The organism is Wolbachia endosymbiont (group A) of Ischnus inquisitorius (genome assembly GCF_964026985.1).
Lineage (GTDB): Bacteria > Pseudomonadota > Alphaproteobacteria > Rickettsiales > Anaplasmataceae > Wolbachia > Wolbachia pipientis.
Window position 1 is genome coordinate 1,277,952 of record NZ_OZ034715.1, and the last position, 21,726, is coordinate 1,299,677.

Consider the following 21,726-nt stretch of genomic DNA (forward strand, 5'->3'; position numbering starts at 1 on the left):
GCCCAGACACTGGGATGGCTTTGTTGCATCACACTTTATGAGATGGTGATTTATGGTAAATTCATGTAACTATCTCAAATTTAGCCATACCAATATCAGTGAATTTATTAAGCAAATAGCATTTAGTTCTTTTTCTCGATTTATCTCAGATTTATTCCTAAAACTAAATCCGAATATTTGCTTTAATCTTGAGAAAAACCCTTCAATATAAGATCTTTTCCCATAATTTACTTCTTTTTTCCATTCTTTCATGCCATCTTCACCGTATAATTTTATTAACCTAATAGCAGCATTCCTGTCAGACATATAATCTATTTCTGGATGTTCTGCCGCATTGTTTATTGGTGGAATTTTTGTCTTTATATCATATTCGTTACACAACTTATAAAACTTGTGCCTATCACATGCTCTATCTGCATATAGTGCTTTTATGGCATGCTGAAAATCAACTTCTTTTAGCAAATCACAAGCTCCATAGTGATCAGAGTAGACACCGTTACTGTATTTTACAGCTATGGCTTTTTTGTTGTTTATATTCAACATTACGTGCAATTTTCTCGTTTGCTCATAGCCACGATATTTTCTGTCAGTGCTATTTTCCTTGCTGTGACCAGGAGTGTTGTTGTATATACTAATTCCTGTACTGTCTATAGCAATTTCGATATCTTCCATATTAGATGTATGGTCCCAGAGTGTGATGGTGTGGATTTAGTATAAATAATTCTGGAGACTGTGTCCACTGATAACATATAAATTCATAAGGAGTAAGACCCTTAAGAGTTTTGAGTCTCTTTGCATAATTATAAGCCATAACAAAGTTATAAAGGTGTTCTTTAAGTTGCTGGTGCGATTGATAGTAATACTTCTTAACTGTAGCATCCTTTAAAGTTTTATTCATACGCTCGACTTGCCCATTCGTCCAAGGATGGCTAACTTTTGTCAAACGATGTTCAATAACATTCTCTTCGCAAACTCTATCAAATATATGTTGGAAAGCATACTTATGACGCTTCTGGTTTGTATAGCTCTTTTTACAATAATCCGAACAGACCGTAATATGCTACTGGCCTGCTATAGCCATAAACACATATCTTATCGCATTCGGACTATTATAAGAAAGGCTATAAATTGTATACCGTTATCTGTCAAAATAGTATGGATTTTATACGGTAAAATTCTAATCAAATTACGTAAGAACTCAGCAGCTATGGGTTTTGTAGCACTGTTACACAACTCAACATAGGTAAATTTGGATGTCCTATCAATAGCAACAAACAAATGTAATTTGCCCTCCTCAGTTCTAACTTCAGCAATATCAATATGAAAGTAACCGATAGGATATTGTTTGAATTTCTTTTTTGACTTAACTTCTCCATCAACAGTTGGTAATCTGCTAATGTTGTGTCTTTGTAAACAACGATGCAAGCTAGAGCGAGTCAAATGCGGAATTGTAGACTGCAGAGCGTAAAGGCAATCATCTAGTGGCAGTAGTGTATACTTGCGAAATGTAACTATTATAGCTTCCTCTTCTAGCGTTAAAACAGTTGATCTTGGATGCTTTGGACCCATATCAGCATCTTTCGTAAATGAACGTTTTCTCCACTTAATAATAGTTTTTGGATTAAGGTTATAATGCTTGGAGAGTTTTGCTATGCTCTCTTTTCTATTTTGTATTGCTCTACGAATCGTCTGTGTTGTTTTGGCGCACCCATGTAATATCTGTCCCATAATGACTCCTTAAATGATGATGATAGTATACCATCACTCTCTGGGACCATACATCTAAATGGTTGATTATTTTTAAGAATACCAAAAAAGACATGCATTAATTTTCGCATTAACGCAAGAACTATGACTTTTGGACATTTGCCTTTACTTGCTAGACGCTGACAAAACTTTTGAAAATGATTATTATGGTTTTTGACTACTATAGCTGGCATATAAAGAGCTTTTCGAATACGCTCAGATCCTATTTTGCATATGCAACTTCTCTTACTTACTGACGATCCCGATTGATAATGTCCTGGATTTAGACCAGCAAAAGCTGTAAATTGTTTAGCATTGTCAAAGTTATCAACTGATGGCATTTCTGCGACAACAGCAACAGCAGTAAGATATCCTATACCTTTTATAGTCTTAAGGTTTTCCACCATATTTTTTAGATGTGGATAGTTATTTATATGCTCATTAATTTCTTTTTCGAGAACAATAATTTGCTCCTCTATTGCCAAAATTACTTTAGATATAGCTTCTTTGCAACTGGAATGCATATTTTTGTTTTCCAAGCGATTTGTCTGTTGCACCTTATCATCTTTTAGCGATTGCATGCAACGGTAAAGCTCCCTCAAATGCCTCATTTCAGGTGCAATGGGCTTCCAAAGAGCAGGTTTGTTGGCGATACAAAATCTAGCTATCATAGCTGCATCTGATTTATCTGTCTTATTTCTGAGCAGCTCACTTTTGCCAAAAGCTTTCTGGGTTTACTATACTGACATTATGTCCTAAATCGTGCATAAAAGTAGCCAAATCTTCTCCATACCAACTAGTTGCTTCAAGACATAAATGAGTAAGATTTGCTCCATGGCCATTGCACCAAACTACAAGTTTTGCAAAACCATCTTGATTATTTTGAAAGACTTTGTGTCGTTTTTTACTGTCCACTAACAAACAAACATCAAATTTCTTTTTTGAAATATCCACACCCAAAATAGCATTTACTTGCATAAAATTGCCTCCAAGACTATAAATAAACTGAGAGTTTAGACTAACCTTGTAATACGGGATATAATTCCAAAAGATACTGTTCAGTCTTTAACTCTATGGGAGGGAAGCAAAATCTGGCTTAATGGCATTAGTGTCGCATCAGCTTCACCCTCCCTGTGAGGTATTTTAGCTCTAATGCCTCACATCATAAAGATACAAGTGTCACGCACTGGGATGACGAGAAAGGAGCACTGGAATTTTTGTTTCAATATTTGTACATGAGCCATGCATCTGAACAGATACAATGTTATATAGCCTTTCTTATAATAGTCCGAATGCGATAAGATATGTGTTTATGGCTATAGCAGGCCAGTAGCATATTACGGTCTGTTCGGATTATTGTAAAAAGAGCTATAACTAGAGATAATTTTTAAATGATTGATATTTATGAACTACGACTTTTCTTGTTGTCCACTTGTTCAACATTACCCTTCTCAAGTTTACTATCTACTTCTTTTGTGTGTTCATCATCTATACTAGTTTCATCTTTTATCTTACTAGGGTAATCTTCCTGCGATTTTTTATATGCTTCCATGTTGTCATATATAGGGTTACTGATGATTTCTATTTTTTCAGGTGTGAAAATCCTTGCTAAAAATCTCCTTATTATTGGTATTGACCTTAAGAGATCTCTTAGCTTTGAAGATTCTTGTCTTTTGTTTAGAGACTGTTGGTCTATTTTAGAGGTTTTTACACCATACTTTTTATCATCAAAATTTATTGTAGGCTTTCTTTTATTCGAAAGAACACTTTGGGCCTTTGATCCATTGGTTCCTTCAGGCCCTTGAGGTGTAGACATTGCAGGTTTAACCTTAGTTTCATCGTATTCCTTACTCATCTTTCATTTCATTATGTAATATTACTAATATTGCATAATAATAGCTAAATTACAATTAATTGCAAGGTAAAAATATTAAAACAATTGTAAATTTTGTCAGTAAAAATATAATAGAACTTTAAAATTAGAGGTTCATCTATATGAGATACAAAATTGCTGTTATTGGAGCAACCGGAAGAGTAGGGCGTGAGGTATTAAGCACGCTTGCTGAATTTCAAGATGAGGCGATAGATTGCGTTATTGCACTTGCATCGAAAAAATCAGAAGGGAAGAAGGTGAGCTTTGGTGACAAAGAGTTAACAGTTTTATGCCTTGAGGATTATGACTTCGTTGGAACTAATGTAGCCATTTTCTGTGCTGGATCTCATGTTTCTGAAGAGTATGTACCAATTGCAACACAGGCTGGATGCATCGTGATAGATAACAGTTCCCATTTTAGAATGAAAGAGGGTGTGCCACTCATTATTCCAGAGATTAATAAAGAAAAAATTATGGAATATAAAAACCACAACATAATATCCAATCCAAACTGTACTACAATACAGATGCTGCTAGTACTACATCTATTACACCAAAAAGCAAAAATAAAGAGAATCGTTGCTTCAACTTATCAATCAACTTCTGGTGCAGGCAAAGCAGCAATGGATGAGCTCTATGACCAGACAAAAAAAATCTTTATGAACGAAGCTAAAAAACCCAAGATATTCTCTAAGCAAATAGCATTCAATTGCATTCCCCATGTAGGAGAATTCATGGAAAATGGCTCTACAGAAGAGGAATGGAAAATGCAAGAGGAGACAAAAAAAATTTTAGAGGAAGATATAAAAGTTACTGCAACTTGTGTAAGGGTACCCGTCTTTATCGGTCACGCTATGGCAGTAAATGTGGAATTTGATCAACATATCACTGAAGAACAAGCTCGTGAAGTGCTAAGTGAAGCCGAAGATAGTGGAGTTTTAGTGTACAACAGGCGTGAAGATAGTGAATACATAACTCAAATTGATGTTGTACAGGAGAATGCTGTATATGTATCGCGTATTAGAAGAGACAATACTGTTGAGCACGGATTAAATATGTGGATAGTGGCTGACAACCTGCGCAAAGGCGCAGCATTAAATATAGTGCAGATTCTTGAGATTTTGATAAGAGAGCATTTGTCAATCAAGTGCATATAGAGCGCACGTACGTTGTAATTCGAAGGAAATTGTATATCACATGGCAGCGCGTGACGCTGGAATGGCTTTGTTGCATCGCTACTTATGAAAGGCTAACTATAATTAGGATTATAAGCAACTTATTGAAAATCTTGTTTTTTTTGCAATCAATCTGATCAAATTTAAGAATAGTATAGCTCTTTCCACAGAAGTCCGGATATGATAAGATTAAGGATAGATGGCGATAAGGAGGTTGGATGCCGGCAGCATATAGTTATGATTTAAGAAAAAAAGCAATGGAAGCACTAGACGAAGGGGAAAGCAGAGAAGCAGTGGCAGCAAGATTTAAAATTGGACGAACTACTTTGTGGGAGTGGCAGCAAAGAAAAAAAGAAACAGGCGACTTTCAGTCAAAAAAACTCGGTAATGGAGGTTACAATCAGAAAATTATCGACTGGAATAAGTTTATCGAATTTGCTAAAAAACACGGTAGAAAAACTCTGTCGGAAATGGCTAAACTTTGGGGCAACGTTAGTATCCAAACGATCCACCGAGCTCTCAGAAAAATTGGATTTACGCGCAAAAAAAGACATATGGATACAAGGAAAGGAACGAAGAAAAACGTGCTGAATTCTTAAAAATTATAGCAACAAAAGAACCAGAAAACTTAGTGTATATAGATGAGTCTGGGATTGATAACACGGAGGACTATCCATATGGGTATTGCCAGAAAGGACAGCGATTTTATGCCCTAAAATCTGGAAAAAAAACTCAACGAATCAGCATGGTTGCAGCCTTAAGTAGAAGAAAGATAGTTGCTCCATTAACATTTGAAGGCCACTGTAATATGGATATTTTTAATGGATGGTTTGAGCAATTTTTGGCACCGATCTTAGAACCTGGACAAACTGTCATTCTTGATAATGCTACTTTTCATAAGTCTGATAAGCTTATCAAGCTCGCTAAAGGAGTCGGTGCAGAAATTTTGTATCTGCCGCCTTATTCTCCAGATTTTAACAAAATTGAGCATCATTGGTTTGCTATAAAAAACAGAGCCAGGAAAAACATTCCTCTATTCGAATCCTTTCGTCGTGCTGTTGATTCTGCCTTCCTATGACCTATTCGGACTATTATGAGAAATGCTATAATTGTAATTTTGTTGGATAATTTGTTTGACAGCAGAGACAGTATCTGGGATCCAGATTGGGCACTAAGTTGGTAAACACGAAAGCGATTAATCCTTTACAACGTTTTTGATGGAACTGCGCGAAAGAACTGGATGCCAGTGTCACGCACTGGCATGACACCCATTTCTTCCTATAGTTGTCTTTTCTCGTCTACCTTATTTTGCCACTCTGCTGAACAGATACATAACATTTGCTATACAGAAACTCTGCGATACCAAAATAAATAAAGAGGTACGCCACTTGCAGTGAATAAGCTTGCGATCAGCAAGGTATTCACAGAAGTTTCAAATATTACCCAGCAGCAAAAGGTTGTTGCTATACTGCCAATTAAAAATTTGTAACAACTCTTTTCTTGCACAATAACTTTGAGAAAAGCAAGACTGCATGCAAGGTAAACAAATAAAAATGAAACTACAGAAAAGTCGATAATTGATGTGATCTGCTTAGCAAAATTGTTGCTTGAAGTGAGGATTAGTAAAGTTGCAGTTCCAACTGAGCTAGTTGTTATGCCCCAGAAAGGAGAACCGTGCTTGTTTCTTTGAGCAAAAAACTGTGGCATCAGTTTATCTTTTGCAAGGCCAAGGGCCACTTGTCCACTAGCTAGTACCCAAGCGTTTAAAGTACCAACACAAAAAATGAACGCAGTTATAGAAATAATCAAGTGCCAATTGCCAGAGGCCATAATTTTTATTGCGTCAACATATGGTGCTCTTGAACTTGCTAAATCATTGCCATTTATTAATCCCATAATTGCAAGATTGTTGATAAAATACACAACAGCAACAGAGATTGTTCCAAGTACCACAGCTCTTGGTATTGTTCTAGCTGGATTATCAACTGACCCTGCAGGTGCTGTTGCCAATTCAACTCCAATAAAACCCCATAGAGTAATAAGTGTAGAACGGGCAAGAATCTGCGATGTTGTAAGATTTGATATTTCTTCACTTATGATGAAGTTATTTCTATCAAAAAAAAACAATGCTGCTATAGGTATTACAAGCAATACAGAAATTTTTATCACCGTCAATAAAAACTCAACACGTCCAGCAGTAGCTACTCCTCTAAAATTTATTAGTGTAATAATTGTAAGTAATAACATCTCTAAAAACAGATGTACGTTTTGAATATCTTCATGGAAAAATGGTGTAAGATAACCAACACCCACAACTATTACGGCTGTTGTGCTAACCCATGAGATCACCCAATACGTCCAACCAACAAAAAAAGCTGCAGCAGGGCCAAAAGCATGCTTTACATAGACGTGAGGGCCACCCGTTTCCGGAAATTTTGCGCAGAGTGAGGCAAAAACTAAAGCAAGAGATATAGCACCAAGCCCTGATATTATCCAGCTTATAAGGCTATACATGCCATATGGAGCAAGGCTAATTGGAAGCATAAAAATTCCAGAGCCAATTTGGCTGCTAATCACTAAGGCAAAAATAGCCCAAAAACCTATTTTATTTGACACAATAATTCTTATCTAAATAGATTAACAATATACCCTAAACTCAGAAATTTCAATTGATCTTCTAAGAAACTCCTAAGAACCTTCTTCATCTATCGGCTCCTCTTTCATTAGTATATAACCAAATTCCTTTGCTTTTTTAGTCAAATTTTTGACTACTCTCTCTTTGTAGAGTGTTTCATAATAGTTCATTCCTTTTTCTACATATTCTTGTCCATATTTTAGCATATTATAAAAAATACATGCTAATTTCCTTGCTGTAGCAGTGATCGCTTTTGGTATCCCTAGTCGCTTCTTTAACCTCCTGCAGTATGCACCAAGTGCAGTGTTGCTTCTTGATACACAATGAGCAGCAAGTCGCAAGGCAGTTGCAGCACGATTAACAACTTTACGAGTTCTTGTTCCAATAATTTTCCCTCCTGTAATTTTATTAGCAGGACTTAATCCGAGCCAGGAAGAAAAATGCTTTTCTGTCCTCCATTTATTGTGATTTATACCTGTTTCTGAAATGACAGCCTGTATACTTAATACATCAAGTCCTGGAACTCTAGTAAAATCCATCCCCGTTATTCGATATAAATCTTCATCTACGGCAAAATCTGGACTATTCTTCTGTTTTCTCTTTCGTGTCTTATTCAATGCCCTGTTCTCATTCGACTTTGTTTCAAATGTTTTATAGTAATTTTCTATACTTTTATCACATCCCGTTATTTGCTCTTGAAAAAAAGTATATGCTGCATATTCTTGTTTTAGCACAAACAAGTGTTCCTCTCTATAATCACCAGCTAACGCTTTTGCTATAGTAGACTGATCATTTTTTATTCGTGCATCCCTGAATTTAGCCAATTTCTCAGGATCTCTTTCGCCTTCAATTATAGCTTCAATGATTTTCATACCAGTTATCCCAGTAATATGACTAATAACCTTGTGTAATTGAATATTCATTTGAATTAGCGCTTTTTGCATACGTTGAGTATGTTTAGCTGCATTTTCAATTAGATTAGCACGTTGTCTAACGTAACTACGCAGTACACACATTTGATTATCCGGTCTAAATGATCCTTGAAGCAGTCCATAGCTGTGCAATTGTTGCAGCCATTGACAATCTTGAACATCAGACTTTCTACCAGGCACATTTTTGACATGTCGCGCATTTACTAATTTTACTTCAAATTTATGTGATTCTAATATTTGAAATAAGGGAATCCAATATACTCCAGTTGACTCCATGGCTACAGTTCTAACCTGACACTTTTTTAACCACTTTGCTAAGTTGTGTAGATCTACTGTAAAGCACCCAAATTTTTGGATACGTTGTTCATCTCTTCCTTCAGGTACACATACATAATGTACAGTCGAGCCAATATCAATCCCTGCTGCATCAAGGTTTATTGTTTTTAATTTACTTTTTGCTTCTGCCATATAAAATCCCTCCTATATTATTATGATAAGAAGCACTTCAGCTTGGGACGGTTAGGTTATACAATCTTCTAAACGAGGTAGCCCAAAAAGAACTCCATCAATGGTTTTACCATTTCCCCCAAAACCATGCTTTCAAACGGGCATTTATAGCACCATTGATTGTTTCGGTTATAGCTGCAGAAGCGCTTCTTCATAACACTATACCCAAAGAACATAAAGTAAAGAGGGAGTTTCTTTTTGGTTTTACAGATTTTATCTGTTCTGGGCTTTTAACATAAAAACTTGCATTTTTTTCAATTTATTCCTAAAATAGATTATATTAACAGATTATTAAGAGGGGGTTATGAATCCGAGATTAAAAGCATTTTTGGTTGTTTGTAGTATTATTGCATTTTTGATTGCACTTTTGTTTCTCGTGTATTATTTAAATCTTCTTGTTAACTATATCCTTGACCCGATTCTAGTTCGTCCCTTTGAAAGATTATACAAAAACTTAATTGTTGATGGTCTTTATGCCTATTTATCTACAAGCACTTCTAGCCCTGCACTAGCATTTTTGGCTACAGGTTTTATTGTTATTGCTGCGTTTATTTGCCTGAATAAAATGCTTCTTCCCTTGCAAGAGAAGATCATAAACAACTATACCTCCTTTAAAAACAACAATATTGATAGCAATAGCATGTTGTTTGAGGTTGATAAAGATCCAACAATAAAATTAAAGGACAAAATCTTATTCTTCAGTATACACTTGATATATTACCTACAGCTTCCATTTTTGTATATTGCATCAAAGGTATCAGCTCTACGTGGGTTTCTTATATTTAATTTTGGTTTATTATTGTTAAATTATGCACTGCTAATTCCAGTAGCACTTCTTGAGTTAATAAAATATCCATCAGTAAAACTCTTTTCACCTTTGGGTTTGAATGTAAAGCAGCTAAGCTTTTTGTTTAATGTAAGTGATGTGGGTACTAGTAGTCAGAGCGTTCATACTAGAAGTTTTCAGCAAAGCGTTATTGAATGTGCCAAAAAATTAAAGGAAGAACATGGTACGCCGTTAAATGAGTTGGATGAAGAGTTTAAAAGTTATATAAGCGGTTTAACAAGTCAGCAAAAACGAATGATAGAAACTTATCTAAGATTGGATGGTTATGAAACTGGGGAGTGGGTAAATTGGGCAGATTCACAAACCGGATTGACATTGACACAGGCTATAAATTTAGTTTTAATTGCGGCAAGAAAGCAAAATGCAGATATAGAATTATTGAAGTCTATATTACTGGTTCGCTTTGAGGAAAGTAATCGCCAATGTGGTCCTGGAATGCTCAACCGTATCATTTATGCATTAAGTGGTCTTAAAGCGGAAAATAATTTTGCAGCTCAACTAGAGCCTCAGCCAATAGGAAAGTTGGCTAGTGATGCTACTAAAAGATTTCTTGAGAAATATGTGGATAAGCACTACCATAAAATAAAAGTTTTGAAAGAAAATTTTGATAATTTGTATTCACCAAGTTCTGGGGTGGATTTGAGCAGCGTGAGTGATGAAGTAAAGGATGGCATTTCTTATACAAGAGATGCTATAAAAGAATTTGTGTTTAAGGAATTATATGTAAAGTTTTATAACGACTATGGAGAACATATTCGGAGAGGGCAAATAAAACAAAGGCTAAGAGAATTAATAACAGATGAAGTCATAGATGCAGCAATATCTTATAAGATAGACGAGATAGAAATTCCTGCAGAACCACTTACTTATCTTGAAAGAGTAAAAACATTTTTTGGAGGTCATGCAAGGTCTTCTGCTGCTTAGTGGTTTAGTTCGTGCTATATAGCTAAACTGACTTAGATTTACTGACAATTTTAAAACAACAAATTCGTCATTCCGCTACTAGTTAGCGGAATCTATACCGCGAATGAATCCATAGCTGTACGAACATTGTGATTTGAGAGCAATTTCCACAAGGGAGGGTGTCATTCCAGTGCTTGGAACTGGAATCCAGCCTTTATTATGCAGCCACTTGGTTGAAATTAAGTCTTCTGGATCCCAGTGTCTAGGCACTGGGATGACACCATTTGCTGTGCAATTTACCTTCAAAAATGAATGTTCGTACAGCTATGGAATGAATCGTGGTATGACGCGTTAGCTATAGCTTTGTCTTCCCTTTTCTGAATGGCTTGCAAGCTGCTATCTCTACAAAAACTATATTTTTCTTCAGAAGAGAGTTATATTGTAACTATGGACAAAATAATCATAAAAAAATTTGGTGGGACTTCGCTAACTGATTTAAACCGAGTTGCAAATTTGATAAAAAACGATATTGAGAAAGGTTGTAATGTAATCGTTGTTGTATCTGCTGTTGCAGGATTTACTGACCAAATGGTTTTTCAGGCTAGGCAAATCTCAAATTTAAGTTATAGACAAGAGTTATCAGAGTATGACGTTATGCTTTCAGCAGGAGAACAAATCTCTTGCGGTCTATTAGCTATCACTCTCCAATCGATCGGAGTTAATGCTAAATCGTGGCTTGCCTGGCAGTTACCAATTGTAACTGATGATTTTTATTCTGAGTCTAAAATAAAAACAATAAAGATTGAACGTGTGAAAAGATCTTTTGCTGAGGGTTATACTGCTGCGATCATTGCTGGTTTTCAGGGTATAAATGATGATAGAATCACTACTTTTGGAAGAGGAGGCTCTGATATATCAGCAGTTGCCTTCGCGGTAGCCTTTGGTGTTAGAACTTGCGAAATTTTTACTGATATTGATGGAATATATACAGCAGACCCGAGAATTGTTCCAAAGGCACGCAAGCTCAAATTTATCTCTTACGATGAAATGTTGGAAATGTCGTCATCTGGTGCTAAAATACTGCATAATCGTTCAGTACAACTTGCAATGAAACATAACATTAAAGTGCAAGTGCTATCCACTTTTAAGCAAGTAGAAGGCACCACAGTGCTACACAAAAGGGATGTACTAGAGAGATACTTAATTACTGGAATAACTTATAGCACTAATGAAGCTCTTGTAACTTTCACTAACCTTGCAAATAACTTGCGTACTTTAAGAGATATAGCAGGAGCAAACGTTAAAATTGATATGATACATGGGTCAAGTTTTGTTATCTCCAAATTTGATATTGATTTAATGGAAAAGTTACTGAATAAGAATGAAAATTATGCTATAAACGATAATGTAGCTAAAATTTCAATAATTGGTATTGGTGTTATGTCTAACACTGAAGTGATGCACCGCACACTCAAGGTTTTAAGCGAAAAAAAGATAGAAATACTTGCTATCACAACATCTGAAATCAAAATCAGTATAATTGTTCAAAAAGAATGCGCTGTAGCTTTAGTCAAAGATTTACATACTGAGTATGAGCTTGATATGCAGCACTAGGATAGGCTTGACGTCCAGTTGTCTAAGAGTATGTCTTAAAAAGGAATGAGGAAAAAAATATGATAGTGTAAGTAAAAAATAGGAGGGAAAATTGTATCCAAGTGATATAAGTGATAAGGAATGGGAAATTTTGGAGCCACATGTTGCACAAGGAAAGATAGGGAGGCCAAGAAAGCACAATATCAGAACAATTATTAATGCAATAAGGTATATAATGAGAGGTGGTTGTCAATGGAGAATGCTGCCGAAAGATTTTCCTCCATGGAAGACGGTGTATGACTATTTTCTCAGGTGACGTAGTAATGGCAAATTGGAAAAAGTACATAATATGCTAGTAAAAGAGGTAAGAAAAATGTTTGGTAAAAATGAAACACCTTCAGTAGGAATAATTGACAGTCAATCAGTAAAAACCACTCAAAAAGGGGATCCAGAGGATATGATGCTGAAAAAAAAATAAAGGGTAGAAAACGTCATATTGTTGTAGATACAGTGGGCTTAATTATTGCGGCTGATGTTCATAGTGCAAGTGTTCAAGATCGTGATGGTGCTCTAAATCTTTTCACTCAAGCTAAATACAAGGCTCCAACTTTACGTAAGTTTTTTGCTGATCAAGGATACATAGCAAAACCGCTGTTTATTGGAGACAGGATACGATTACCAAGAAAGCTGTTGATGTTACAGGATTTTTCGACAATCTGGACCACAATTTAGCACTGCAGGCTATCAAGAAGCACACAGACTGCAAATGGGTCATACTGTATGTTGAAAGGTGGATGAAATCCCCTATTCAGCAAGCAGATGGCAGTAAGGTAGTTAGGGAAAAAAGGAGTTCCGCAAGGAGGTTCAATAAGCCCAATCATTTCAAACATATTTATGCACCATGCATTTGATATATGGATGAAACAAAATCACCCAACAGTACCATTTGAAAGATATGTGGATGATGCGATAGTGCACTGCAGAACTAAAAGACAGGCAGAATTTATGCGAGCAGCAATTGAAGAAAGATTGGCATAATGTAAGCTAAAATTGCAACCTGATACCAATGCCATTCCAAAACTCCATCATTATACTGCCTTAGTATAACCTTCTCACTTCTATTGTCTATTTGTTTGTTATGTAATAGAAATTGGTATGAGATTGAAGAATTAAGTGTGAACGGTTACAGAATTTTTGCCAGGAGAAACATATAGTTAAGGTAATTCAGATTTGTAAGATATGTTTATCTGCAATTATAGCTTCAACAGTAGGCAATGTTGCTTTTAATTACCTCAACATTTTCTCTTGGCAATTCTTTAATGAACCGAGAAGTGCGCATCGGTTGCCACTGGTTGTTAATTTCCCTCCTATCTGCACATGAAATGATTAACCTTTCTTTGGCTCTGGTTATGCCAACATATGCGAGTCTCCTTTCTTCTTCTAAAGCTTTACCACTTTTGTCATCAAAAGATCTTTGATGAGGAAATAATCCCTCTTCCCAACCAGGTAGAAACACGCACGGGAATTCAAGTCCTTTGGCTGCATGAAGAGTCATAACATATACGGTGTCATCGTTATTCATATTATCCACTTCCATCACCAGACTTATATGCTCCAAGAAAGTTGTGGCATTATCGAAATTTTTTAAAGATGAGATGAGCTCTTTAACATTTTCTATTCGTGCTAAGCCTGTTACCTCCTCATTTTCAAGCATTTCAATATATCCTGATTGGTTTGCTACGATTTTAACGAATTCATGCAGTGGTTTTACGCTTACTATTTCTTCCCAAGCTTTAATTTTATTTAAAAAATCGTTGAGTGAGAGTTTAATTCTTTCGGTTACCTGATTACTATTAACTAATATTTTTGCTGCCTCAAAAAAAGAAATTTTGTTATCCTGAGCAGTCGTGTATATTTTCTTTAGAGTTGTAGCTCCTATGCTTCTTTTTGGCCGATTTACTATCCTTTCGAAAGCTAAGTCATCGTTATTGTTTGTAACAAGTCTTAAATATGCAATTATATCCCTGACTTCCTGACGTTCGTAGAATTTTACGCCACTTATAATCTTGTAGGGAATTGAATATTTTATAAAATACTCTTCGAGAACTCTAGTTTGAAAAGTGGCCCTTACCAGCACTGCAATGTCACTAAATCTGTATTTATTGAGTTTCAATATCTGTTCGCTTATGAACCTTGCTTCAGCTTTCCCATCCCATAATTTTATTAGATTTACCTTTTCCCCTTCAATGTTTGTTGTCCACAATTTTTTTTCTAAGCGAGTCTTATTGTGATTGATAACATATGACGCAGTTGCAAGTATGTGGGATGTTGACCTGTAGTTACACTCTAGTTTAACGGTTTTTGCATTTTTAAAATCATCAGAAAACTTCAAAATATTTTCAACTTCTGCACCACGCCAACTATATATCGACTGGTCATCATCTCCTACACAGCAAATATTTGAGTGCTCTTTTGCAAGGTATTTTAGCCAAAGATATTGTATCGCATTTGTATCTTGATATTCATCTACCATAACATATTTAAACTTGTTTTGGTAGTAGGACAGAACTTCGGTCTTTTGATTAAAGAGCTGTATGTTATATAGCAATAAGTCACCAAAATCGACAGAATTAAGGAATTTCAACCTTTCCTGATACTGGTGATAGACTTTGAGTGCAGTTACATATACTGGCCTAAATGATTGAATATCTTCCACTTCAGATGGCAATAAGCACTTCTCTTTCCATTGCTGAATAATATTCATAATGGTCTTACATTTTTCTGATAGGTAATCAGGATTTATTTCATTGATAATATTTTTTATTACCTGTAATTGGTCATCCACACCAATGATTGTAAAATTGGGGTTTAAGCCCACAATTTCTGCGTGCAGGCGCAAGATTTTTGCTGCAATTGCATGGAAAGTGCCAAGCCATGGTATGTTTGTGCCCGTTAGCTCAAGTACCCTTGATACCATCTCATTTGCTGCTTTATTTGTAAATGTAACTGCTAATATCTCATCAGAATAAGCGTGACCGTTTCTAATTATGTGTGCTATTCTTGAAGTAATCGTTCTTGTTTTTCCTGTCCCGGCTCCTGCCAGTATCAAAACTGGTCCATCTATGTTAGTTACAGCTGATTGTTGTTCTGGATTTAGCAGTGAGAGATAATCGTTCATCGTAGCCCTATAGATTATAACTTCGTAAAGTTAAACCTATGATTGAAATATTGTAAAGGTTTTATTGAATAGAACAGTTAAAGAATGCTTCACTCAAGTACTACATATTTAAACGTAGGTTTTACATCTATTTTGTTTTAGTAGTTTCAGGTGTATGTCGAGTAACAACAACTTGATTTGAGGTATTGGCACCAGAACTTCTGCTTGTTGGGTGGATAAGTGGAGTTTGGAATGGCTTATATGTACGGTTTAGTTCCTTCATTTCTATTTCTTCAACTTCAACAAGGGGTTTTTCTTTTGGGGTATAGCGATTATGCGTTGCAGGTCGTTCAGTGAGATTTTCATATGTTTCTTTCAACCAAGTTCCGATATCATACATAAATCCATACGCTTTTTCTTTAAATTCTCTCAATGATCTACTGAAACTTGCTAGTGTGTTATTAAAGTAAATTGTCATATAGTCTCTTGTGGTGTATTGATAACTTTCTCCATCTAGTCTGCTACTTTGTGCGTTAGAACTATTGTTGCTTTTAAAATAACCAAATATGTTGTACATTTTGAGCCGCCATTAATTACTAACATACACATATTATATATTGATAAATTAAGGACTTAGTGTATTGATTAAGCACTTAGAAAGCGCTCTGTATAATAATTTAAAATGGAGCTGGAGCTTTGTAGTACAATGTTTTCAAACGTTTAATATAATATTGACTTTACAACGATAGTCACTTTAAATTAGTAACTATTGTTGCAGTTAAAGTATCAATGCCTTTTTTCTTTTATTTTTTTGCAATTCTTAGCATTTTATCTGCTGTATGCGTAATTAGTGTAAGAAATCCTGTGCATGCAGTATTATTTTTAATTTTCACCTTCGTTAACTCTGCAGTGCTTTTCATTCTCCTTGGAGCTGAATTCATCGCTATGATGGTACTGATAGTATACATCGGTGCAGTTGCAGTGTTGTTCCTCTTTGTAGTTATGATGCTCGATATTGACTACATAAGATTGCACCAGGGTTTTGCGAAGCATTTCACTCTTGGTGCTATATTGTGTGGTGTGTTTTTTTTGATTATCAGTTTTGTAATCCGCAGCTCAACGCTGAATATAAGTAATGTTATAAACTATAATGCCAATAACGTGAAAGCTATCGGTAATTTGCTCTACACTGACTACATGTACGCTTTTCATCTTTCTGGAATTTTGCTACTTGTTGCAATTGTCGGTGCAATTGCTCTTACTTTGCAGGACAAGAAAAAAGGAGTTAAAAAACAGAATGTATTAAAGCAATTGACGCAATCTTCATCTGTAAAATTGGTTAAGGCTAAATTTGGAAAAGGAGTGGAATGGAAATAGGATTAAATCATTTTTTGATAGTTACTGCTATTTTGTTCACTGTTGGGGTGTGCGGTATTTTCATCAACCGTAAGAGCATAATCAATATATTGTTATCAATAGAAATATTATTGTTGGCGATTAACATCAATCTAGTTGCTTTTTCTGCCTTTATGAATGATATAGTTGGGCAAATTTTTGTGATGTTTGTGTTGACTGTTGCGGCAGCAGAGTCAGGAGTTGGGCTTGCAATATTGGTTGTATATTATAGAAGCCGTGGCAATATAGATGTTGAACAAGCAAATTTAATGAAAGAATGAAAGTATGATGGATATACTGAAATTAATAGTATTTTTGCCACTTTTTGGTTCGCTATTTGCAGCACTTTTTAGAAAAAGTCAGTTAGTTACAACGGCAGGGATTGGAATATCTGCAGTTTTATCTTGGTATGTTTTTCTCACCTTCTCTGAAAATTATCACTTGAGTTTATTTCCTTTGTTTTCATTGAGCATCTTAAAAGTAAATTGGGCAATTAGTGTGGATGCTCTCTCATCCTTAATGCTTATTGTTATTACCACCGTTTCACTGGTAGTACATCTCTACTCTATCGGTTATATGGAGCATGATAAGGGGAAGTCGAGGTTTTTTTCTTACCTATCGCTATTTACGTTTTGCATGATTGTGCTGGTTGTAAGCGATAATTTCGTGCAGCTTTTTTTTGGCTGGGAAGGGGTTGGCCTATGTTCTTATTTACTCATAGGATTTTGGTTCCAAAAATATTCTGCAAATAATGCAGCAATTAAAGCATTTGTTGTGAATAGGGTAGGAGACTTTGCACTATTGATTGGAATCTTTCTTATTTATTATACATTTCACTCTTTGAATTTTACTGAAGTTTTTGACACAACTGATCTTCTTGGCACGCAGAACATTAGGGCATTCTGCTGTGAATTCAAAGTAACTCATATAATATGCATATTACTTTTTATTGGCTGTATGGGTAAATCTGCACAGCTTGGTTTACATGTTTGGTTGCCAGATGCAATGGAAGGGCCAACTCCTGTTTCTGCACTTATTCACGCAGCAACGATGGTAACAGCAGGTATATTTTTAGTAGCAAAGTGTTCTCCATTGTTTGAGTTATCAAATGTGGCACGAGAATTAATAGTTATCGTTGGAGCACTCACTGCTTTTTTTGCAGCCACCGTTGCAATTACTCAGAACGATATAAAGAAAATAATTGCTTATTCAACCTGCAGTCAACTTGGTTATATGTTCATGGCATGTGGGCTTTCTGCTTACAATGTTGCTATTTTTCATTTAATGACACACGCTTTTTTTAAAGCTCTACTATTTCTTGGTGCTGGCAATGTGATTCATGCAATGCATCATGAGCAAAACATTCAGAAAATGGGAAATTGCTGGAAGAAAATCCCTTGCACTTACGCTCTCATGTGGATTGGATCTCTTGCGCTTTCTGGGATATTCCCATTTGCAGGTTTTTATTCAAAGGATTTGATAATTGAACATGCTTATAGCACGGATAGCTTTGCTTTTGTAATAAGCTTAGTTGTTGCATTCTTCACAGCGTTTTACTCTTGGAGGTTATTGCTTCTTGTGTTCCACAGCCAAAAACAAAGTAAAATTAATATACATGAGGCACCAAAGATTATGCTTATACCATTACTGATACTCGCTTTTGGATCAGTATTTTCTGGAATATGGGGAGCAAATATTTTGAACATAACTAGTAATGCGTTTTGGAAATCAAGTTTAGTGATGATTGATGAGCATGGAGTTCATAATTTCTTTATAAAACTACTGCCAACCTTAGCAAGCCTAAGTGGAATAGCACTTGCGTACCTAATTTACCAATATCAAGTAATTAGGCAAATTAAGAGTAAATTTTTACTTAAGTTTTTGCAGAATAAATGGTACTTTGATGAGGTGTATGAGTTTGTTATAATTGCACCGATAAGGTTTATATCTAGGCTTCTATGGAAGTTTGATGTTAAGGCTATTGATTCATTTGGACCAAATGGTGTTGTAAGGTTGGTTAATGAATGTTCAAAAAGTTCTATAAAGTTACAAACTGGTTATATATTTGATTATGCATTTATTATGTTTGTTACTCTAATAATCGGTGCTTTATATATTATTGGAATTAAATAGAAGGTGTTGTTACTTAGTATATTCTTGCTTCCACTGATAGGAGCGTTGATTTTATCCTTAATCAGGATTAATCATCAATCTATACACTTAAGATTCCTTGCTCTATTTTTTGCTGTACTTCCATTTTTGCTTAGCATTGTAGCTTGTATAGAATTTGATTATAACAATGCGGACTTTCAGTTTGTCAGCTACCCAATTAGAAATGTTGGAATAGGGATAGATGGTATATCGTTGCTTTTCCTTCTGCTTACAACTTTCTTGTTTGTAATTTGTATACTCTACAACTGCAAAATGAGTTATACGACCCTAAAAGCCTATATGGCATTGTTTCTACTGCTTGAGAGTTTTGTAGTCGGTTTTTTCGTTTCACTGAATGCTATAAGCTTTTATGTGTTTTTTGAAGCTGTTTTAATACCAATGTTCTTTATTATTGGCATCTGGGGAGGAAAACACAGGGTATATGCAACGTTTAAGTTGTTTCTTTATACATTAACTGGCTCATTATTATTTCTACTTGGATTGGTTTACATCTATAACATTTTTGGAACGTTTAATATACAAAAATTAGCTACATTAGTGCCAAGCCTTGATCTTGAAGTGCAGTCATTGCTGTGGATTGCATTTTTTATTTCTTTTGCAATAAAAGTACCGATGTTTCCATTTCACACTTGGCTTCCTGATGCACATGTGCAATCACCAACTTCTGGATCTGTGATTTTAGCTGGCTTGCTTATTAAAATGGGGGGATATGGATTTTTAAGGTTTTCTATTCCAATGCTTCCTCAGGCAAGTTTGTATTTTTCAAATTTCGTTGTTGTGCTGAGCATTATTGCGGTGATATATGCTTCTCTAGTTGCGTTTGCTCAAGATGATATAAAGAAGTTAATAGCTTATTCTTCAATAGCACATATGGGGATCGTTACTGCTGGCCTCTTTTCATTTTGTGAGGAAGGAGTACTGGGTAGCATATTTCAAATGATTAGTCATGGCCTTATTTCTGCTGCTTTATTTTTATGTGTTGGAATGCTATATACTCGAACTGGAACTTTGGAGATTGCAAAATATTTTGGCATAGTAAACACAATGCCAAAATTTGGTTTTATGTTCATTTTATTTTCAATGGCTTCAATAGGGCTACCTGGAACATCTGGGTTCGCAGGTGAGTTTTTGGCTATGGTTGGAATGTTTAAGAGCATAGGGTTTTTTACAGGATTTATCGCACTTGGCACTATTTTAAGCGCAGTTTATATGCTGAATTTATGTAAGCAAATAATATGGGGGGTTAGCTATTCTAAATTATTAAATAACCGTTTGGATAGCATAGAATTTTCTGTCTTAATTCTGCTTGCAGTGTTTGTTATTTTGCTTGGATTTTACCCAACCCTTGCACTGAATTATTTGAAGCCATGTATGGCAAATTTGTTAGTCAAATATAATGCGCTATGAATTATATACAGATATTGCCGGAAACGTTCTCTATTATCTCCTCGTTAGTGTTGCTGCTGCTTGGGATTATATTTAACCGCAGAACTATCAGCTTATTAGCACTTGGCTGCACAGTGGTAACTTTGATTATTTTAATTCTTTCGGCAGAAAACAATGAAATTTTTCTCTTTAATTCGTTGTTAAAACTCAATTTATACATCAGGTCAGCCCAAGGGTTAATTCTCAGCACAGGAATTTTAATACTTTTGATGCTGAATTTATCAAAATATGACTATAAGTATGAATTTTCAATGCTGATTCTTTTTGCGCTATTTGGCATGATAACTTTGGTTTCAGCAAATAGTCTGATTTCTTTTTATTTAGCTTTTGAGTTGATGAGTATATCTTTGTATGTTCTTGCGAGCTTTAATAAAGATTCGATTTATTCATGTGAAGCAGGAGTGAAATATTTTACACTCAGTGCATTATATTCCTGCATTATGCTATATGGAATGTCGCTGCTTTATGGATATACAGGACAAGTCAATTTCTCTGAGCTCGGTTCATTCTTGCAAAACCATCAGATAACTTATGGAATAGTTTTTGGGTTAGTCTTTGTCCTAATTGGTTTGTGTTTCAAGCTTGCTATTGCTCCTTTTCATATGTGGGCTCCAGATGTCTATCAAGGTGCACCTACCATAGTAACTGCGTTTTTTTCTACGGCCCCAAAAGCTGCACTTGTAACATTTTTAATTCGATTGATGAATGAAGAGTTAGTAAATGTAAAAAGTTATGTTCAGCCTATTTTCTTATACGTTTCAGCATTGTCTGTGCTTATCTCAGCTTTTGGGGCCTTACGTCAGCAAAACTTAAAAAGGCTGCTTGCTTACAGTTCAATTGGTCACATTGGTTTTATATTTGCTTCACTTTCTATTTTTACACAAGCAGGAACAGATAGTGCCTTAATGTATCTGGTGATATATATCATCACAAGCATAGGGCTATTCTCATATCTCGTACAAATTGACGATGACGATTGTGATATTGCAAATTTATCTGGTATAGGGAAGAAACGCCCAATTGTAGCATTTCATCTTTCTGTGCTGTTACTCTCAATGTCGGGAATACCTCCACTTGCTGGGTTTTTCGCTAAATTTTTTATATTCAAAAGTTTAATAAATTCTGGCTTTATCAGCCTGTCCTTGATCCTTGTAATAGCGAGTGTGATATCATGCTACTATTATTTAAATATCATGAAAGTTATGTATTTTGATAAAGCTAGTGGTAATAAGGTTGCTTATTCTAAGGGTCTATTCATTATCACTTCAGTGGCTTCACTGATCAACCTCGTTCTTTTCTTGTATGTAGAAGATCTTTACTCACTCATTGAACTAAAGGGCTGACA

Annotated in this window: 22 protein-coding genes and 2 pseudogenes; 15 read left to right on the forward strand and 9 right to left on the reverse strand. The window is 35.3% G+C overall.

The window, feature by feature from the left end:
- Nucleotides 1-69: 69 nt before the first annotated feature.
- The 5 genes and pseudogenes from AAGD90_RS06640 to AAGD90_RS06660 all read right to left on the reverse strand — a co-directional run bounded on the left by AAGD90_RS06640 (nt 70) and on the right by AAGD90_RS06660 (nt 3,601).
- Complete coding sequence (locus tag AAGD90_RS06640; protein ID WP_209472971.1) at nt 70-672, reverse strand: transposase; 603 nt, start codon at nt 670-672, stop codon at nt 70-72.
- A gap of 1 nt (nt 673) precedes the next feature.
- Nucleotides 674-1,728 (reverse strand): annotated as a pseudogene (locus AAGD90_RS06645) (IS481 family transposase).
- Nucleotides 1,650-2,270: a transposase gene (locus tag AAGD90_RS06650; RefSeq protein WP_341822198.1), complete on the reverse strand. Its 621-nt coding sequence runs from the start codon at nt 2,268-2,270 to the stop codon at nt 1,650-1,652. Before AAGD90_RS06650 ends, AAGD90_RS06645 begins: the two are co-directional and overlap by 79 nt.
- A gap of 69 nt (nt 2,271-2,339) precedes the next feature.
- Nucleotides 2,340-2,724: pseudogene (locus tag AAGD90_RS06655) on the reverse strand (IS110 family transposase); the annotation flags it as partial.
- 424 nt (nt 2,725-3,148) lie between these two features.
- Nucleotides 3,149-3,601, reverse strand: coding sequence for a hypothetical protein (locus AAGD90_RS06660; RefSeq protein ID WP_015589289.1), 453 nt, complete (start codon nt 3,599-3,601; stop codon nt 3,149-3,151).
- 140 nt (nt 3,602-3,741) lie between these two features.
- Between AAGD90_RS06660 and AAGD90_RS06665 the strand changes: the two genes are divergently transcribed.
- A complete protein-coding gene (locus AAGD90_RS06665; protein ID WP_010962945.1) occupies nt 3,742-4,776 on the forward strand; it encodes an aspartate-semialdehyde dehydrogenase in 1,035 nt (344 codons plus the stop codon).
- A gap of 236 nt (nt 4,777-5,012) precedes the next feature.
- A protein-coding gene (locus tag AAGD90_RS06670) for an IS630 family transposase (RefSeq protein WP_156518142.1) occupies nt 5,013-5,872 on the forward strand; the annotation gives its coding sequence in 2 pieces (ribosomal slippage) (nt 5,013-5,337 and nt 5,337-5,872; 861 coding nt in all).
- A 263-nt stretch (nt 5,873-6,135) separates the two neighbouring features.
- On the opposite strand, the gene AAGD90_RS06675 is transcribed toward AAGD90_RS06670, so the two are convergent.
- Nucleotides 6,136-7,410, reverse strand: coding sequence for an APC family permease (locus AAGD90_RS06675; protein WP_010082345.1), 1,275 nt, complete (start codon nt 7,408-7,410; stop codon nt 6,136-6,138).
- A 72-nt stretch (nt 7,411-7,482) separates the two neighbouring features.
- Nucleotides 7,483-8,829 (reverse strand): IS110 family transposase, encoded by a 1,347-nt coding sequence (locus AAGD90_RS06680; RefSeq protein WP_341821667.1) that lies wholly within the window; start codon nt 8,827-8,829, stop codon nt 7,483-7,485.
- Nucleotides 8,830-8,984: 155 nt separating this feature from the next.
- Here AAGD90_RS06680 and AAGD90_RS06685 point away from each other — a divergent pair, with 155 nt between their 5' ends.
- From AAGD90_RS06685 to AAGD90_RS06720, 8 genes are all read left to right on the forward strand, one after another.
- Nucleotides 8,985-9,107 carry a hypothetical protein gene (locus AAGD90_RS06685; protein ID WP_341821884.1) on the forward strand — a complete coding sequence of 41 codons (123 nt, stop codon included), beginning with the start codon at nt 8,985-8,987 and terminating at the stop codon, nt 9,105-9,107.
- A 65-nt stretch (nt 9,108-9,172) separates the two neighbouring features.
- The gene (locus AAGD90_RS06690; protein WP_341821885.1) at nt 9,173-10,639 is read left to right on the forward strand and encodes a hypothetical protein; all 1,467 of its coding nucleotides are present in this window, start codon (nt 9,173-9,175) and stop codon (nt 10,637-10,639) included.
- 133 nt (nt 10,640-10,772) lie between these two features.
- Complete coding sequence (locus AAGD90_RS07275) at nt 10,773-10,973, forward strand: hypothetical protein (protein WP_010962949.1); 201 nt, start codon at nt 10,773-10,775, stop codon at nt 10,971-10,973.
- A 92-nt stretch (nt 10,974-11,065) separates the two neighbouring features.
- A complete protein-coding gene (locus AAGD90_RS06700; RefSeq protein ID WP_341821886.1) occupies nt 11,066-12,232 on the forward strand; it encodes an aspartate kinase in 1,167 nt (388 codons plus the stop codon).
- 91 nt (nt 12,233-12,323) lie between these two features.
- Nucleotides 12,324-12,527: an IS5 family transposase gene (locus tag AAGD90_RS06705; protein WP_007549940.1), complete on the forward strand. Its 204-nt coding sequence runs from the start codon at nt 12,324-12,326 to the stop codon at nt 12,525-12,527.
- 33 nt (nt 12,528-12,560) lie between these two features.
- A complete protein-coding gene (locus AAGD90_RS06710; protein WP_255317429.1) occupies nt 12,561-12,689 on the forward strand; it encodes a hypothetical protein in 129 nt (42 codons plus the stop codon).
- Between the two features lie 17 nt (nt 12,690-12,706).
- Nucleotides 12,707-12,943 (forward strand): hypothetical protein, encoded by a 237-nt coding sequence (locus tag AAGD90_RS06715; RefSeq protein WP_238513961.1) that lies wholly within the window; start codon nt 12,707-12,709, stop codon nt 12,941-12,943.
- A 162-nt stretch (nt 12,944-13,105) separates the two neighbouring features.
- Nucleotides 13,106-13,249: a Putative reverse transcriptase gene (locus tag AAGD90_RS06720; RefSeq protein WP_022626389.1), complete on the forward strand. Its 144-nt coding sequence runs from the start codon at nt 13,106-13,108 to the stop codon at nt 13,247-13,249.
- A gap of 223 nt (nt 13,250-13,472) precedes the next feature.
- Here AAGD90_RS06720 and AAGD90_RS06725 read toward each other — a convergent pair whose 3' ends face one another.
- Nucleotides 13,473-15,389 carry an ATP-dependent helicase gene (locus AAGD90_RS06725; RefSeq protein ID WP_264338041.1) on the reverse strand — a complete coding sequence of 639 codons (1,917 nt, stop codon included), beginning with the start codon at nt 15,387-15,389 and terminating at the stop codon, nt 13,473-13,475.
- A 127-nt stretch (nt 15,390-15,516) separates the two neighbouring features.
- Nucleotides 15,517-15,945: a hypothetical protein gene (locus AAGD90_RS06730; protein WP_010082321.1), complete on the reverse strand. Its 429-nt coding sequence runs from the start codon at nt 15,943-15,945 to the stop codon at nt 15,517-15,519.
- 212 nt (nt 15,946-16,157) lie between these two features.
- Here AAGD90_RS06730 and AAGD90_RS06735 point away from each other — a divergent pair, with 212 nt between their 5' ends.
- The 5 genes from AAGD90_RS06735 to AAGD90_RS06755 are packed head-to-tail and all read left to right on the forward strand — an operon-like array spanning nt 16,158 to nt 21,724.
- Nucleotides 16,158-16,745 (forward strand): NADH-quinone oxidoreductase subunit J, encoded by a 588-nt coding sequence (locus AAGD90_RS06735; protein ID WP_341821888.1) that lies wholly within the window; start codon nt 16,158-16,160, stop codon nt 16,743-16,745.
- Nucleotides 16,736-17,044, forward strand: a complete 309-nt coding sequence (nuoK, locus tag AAGD90_RS06740) for an NADH-quinone oxidoreductase subunit NuoK (protein ID WP_264373713.1) — start codon at nt 16,736-16,738, stop codon at nt 17,042-17,044. The genes AAGD90_RS06735 and nuoK overlap by 10 nt, the downstream gene beginning before the upstream one ends.
- 4 nt (nt 17,045-17,048) lie before the next feature.
- Nucleotides 17,049-18,896: an NADH-quinone oxidoreductase subunit L gene (gene nuoL / locus AAGD90_RS06745; RefSeq protein WP_022626390.1), complete on the forward strand. Its 1,848-nt coding sequence runs from the start codon at nt 17,049-17,051 to the stop codon at nt 18,894-18,896.
- Nucleotides 18,897-18,899: 3 nt separating this feature from the next.
- A complete protein-coding gene (locus AAGD90_RS06750; protein WP_010962955.1) occupies nt 18,900-20,342 on the forward strand; it encodes a NuoM family protein in 1,443 nt (480 codons plus the stop codon).
- A complete protein-coding gene (locus AAGD90_RS06755) occupies nt 20,339-21,724 on the forward strand; it encodes an NADH-quinone oxidoreductase subunit N (protein WP_341821889.1) in 1,386 nt (461 codons plus the stop codon). The genes AAGD90_RS06750 and AAGD90_RS06755 overlap by 4 nt, the downstream gene beginning before the upstream one ends.
- Nucleotides 21,725-21,726 lie beyond the last annotated feature (2 nt).

Coding starts and splice junctions, on each gene's coding strand:
- AAGD90_RS06640 (WP_209472971.1), bottom strand. CDS start 672: ATGGAAGATATCGAAATTGCTATAGACAGTACAGGAATTAGTATATAC.
- AAGD90_RS06650 (WP_341822198.1), bottom strand. CDS start 2,270: ATGCATTCCAGTTGCAAAGAAGCTATATCTAAAGTAATTTTGGCAATA.
- AAGD90_RS06660 (WP_015589289.1), bottom strand. CDS start 3,601: ATGAGTAAGGAATACGATGAAACTAAGGTTAAACCTGCAATGTCTACA.
- AAGD90_RS06665 (WP_010962945.1), top strand. CDS start 3,742: ATGAGATACAAAATTGCTGTTATTGGAGCAACCGGAAGAGTAGGGCGT.
- AAGD90_RS06680 (WP_341821667.1), bottom strand. CDS start 8,829: ATGGCAGAAGCAAAAAGTAAATTAAAAACAATAAACCTTGATGCAGCA.
- AAGD90_RS06690 (WP_341821885.1), top strand. CDS start 9,173: ATGAATCCGAGATTAAAAGCATTTTTGGTTGTTTGTAGTATTATTGCA.
- AAGD90_RS06700 (WP_341821886.1), top strand. CDS start 11,066: ATGGACAAAATAATCATAAAAAAATTTGGTGGGACTTCGCTAACTGAT.
- AAGD90_RS06710 (WP_255317429.1), top strand. CDS start 12,561: ATGCTAGTAAAAGAGGTAAGAAAAATGTTTGGTAAAAATGAAACACCT.
- AAGD90_RS06720 (WP_022626389.1), top strand. CDS start 13,106: ATGCACCATGCATTTGATATATGGATGAAACAAAATCACCCAACAGTA.
- AAGD90_RS06725 (WP_264338041.1), bottom strand. CDS start 15,389: ATGAACGATTATCTCTCACTGCTAAATCCAGAACAACAATCAGCTGTA.
- AAGD90_RS06730 (WP_010082321.1), bottom strand. CDS start 15,945: ATGTACAACATATTTGGTTATTTTAAAAGCAACAATAGTTCTAACGCA.
- AAGD90_RS06735 (WP_341821888.1), top strand. CDS start 16,158: ATGCCTTTTTTCTTTTATTTTTTTGCAATTCTTAGCATTTTATCTGCT.
- nuoK (WP_264373713.1), top strand. CDS start 16,736: ATGGAAATAGGATTAAATCATTTTTTGATAGTTACTGCTATTTTGTTC.
- nuoL (WP_022626390.1), top strand. CDS start 17,049: ATGATGGATATACTGAAATTAATAGTATTTTTGCCACTTTTTGGTTCG.
- AAGD90_RS06755 (WP_341821889.1), top strand. CDS start 20,339: ATGAATTATATACAGATATTGCCGGAAACGTTCTCTATTATCTCCTCG.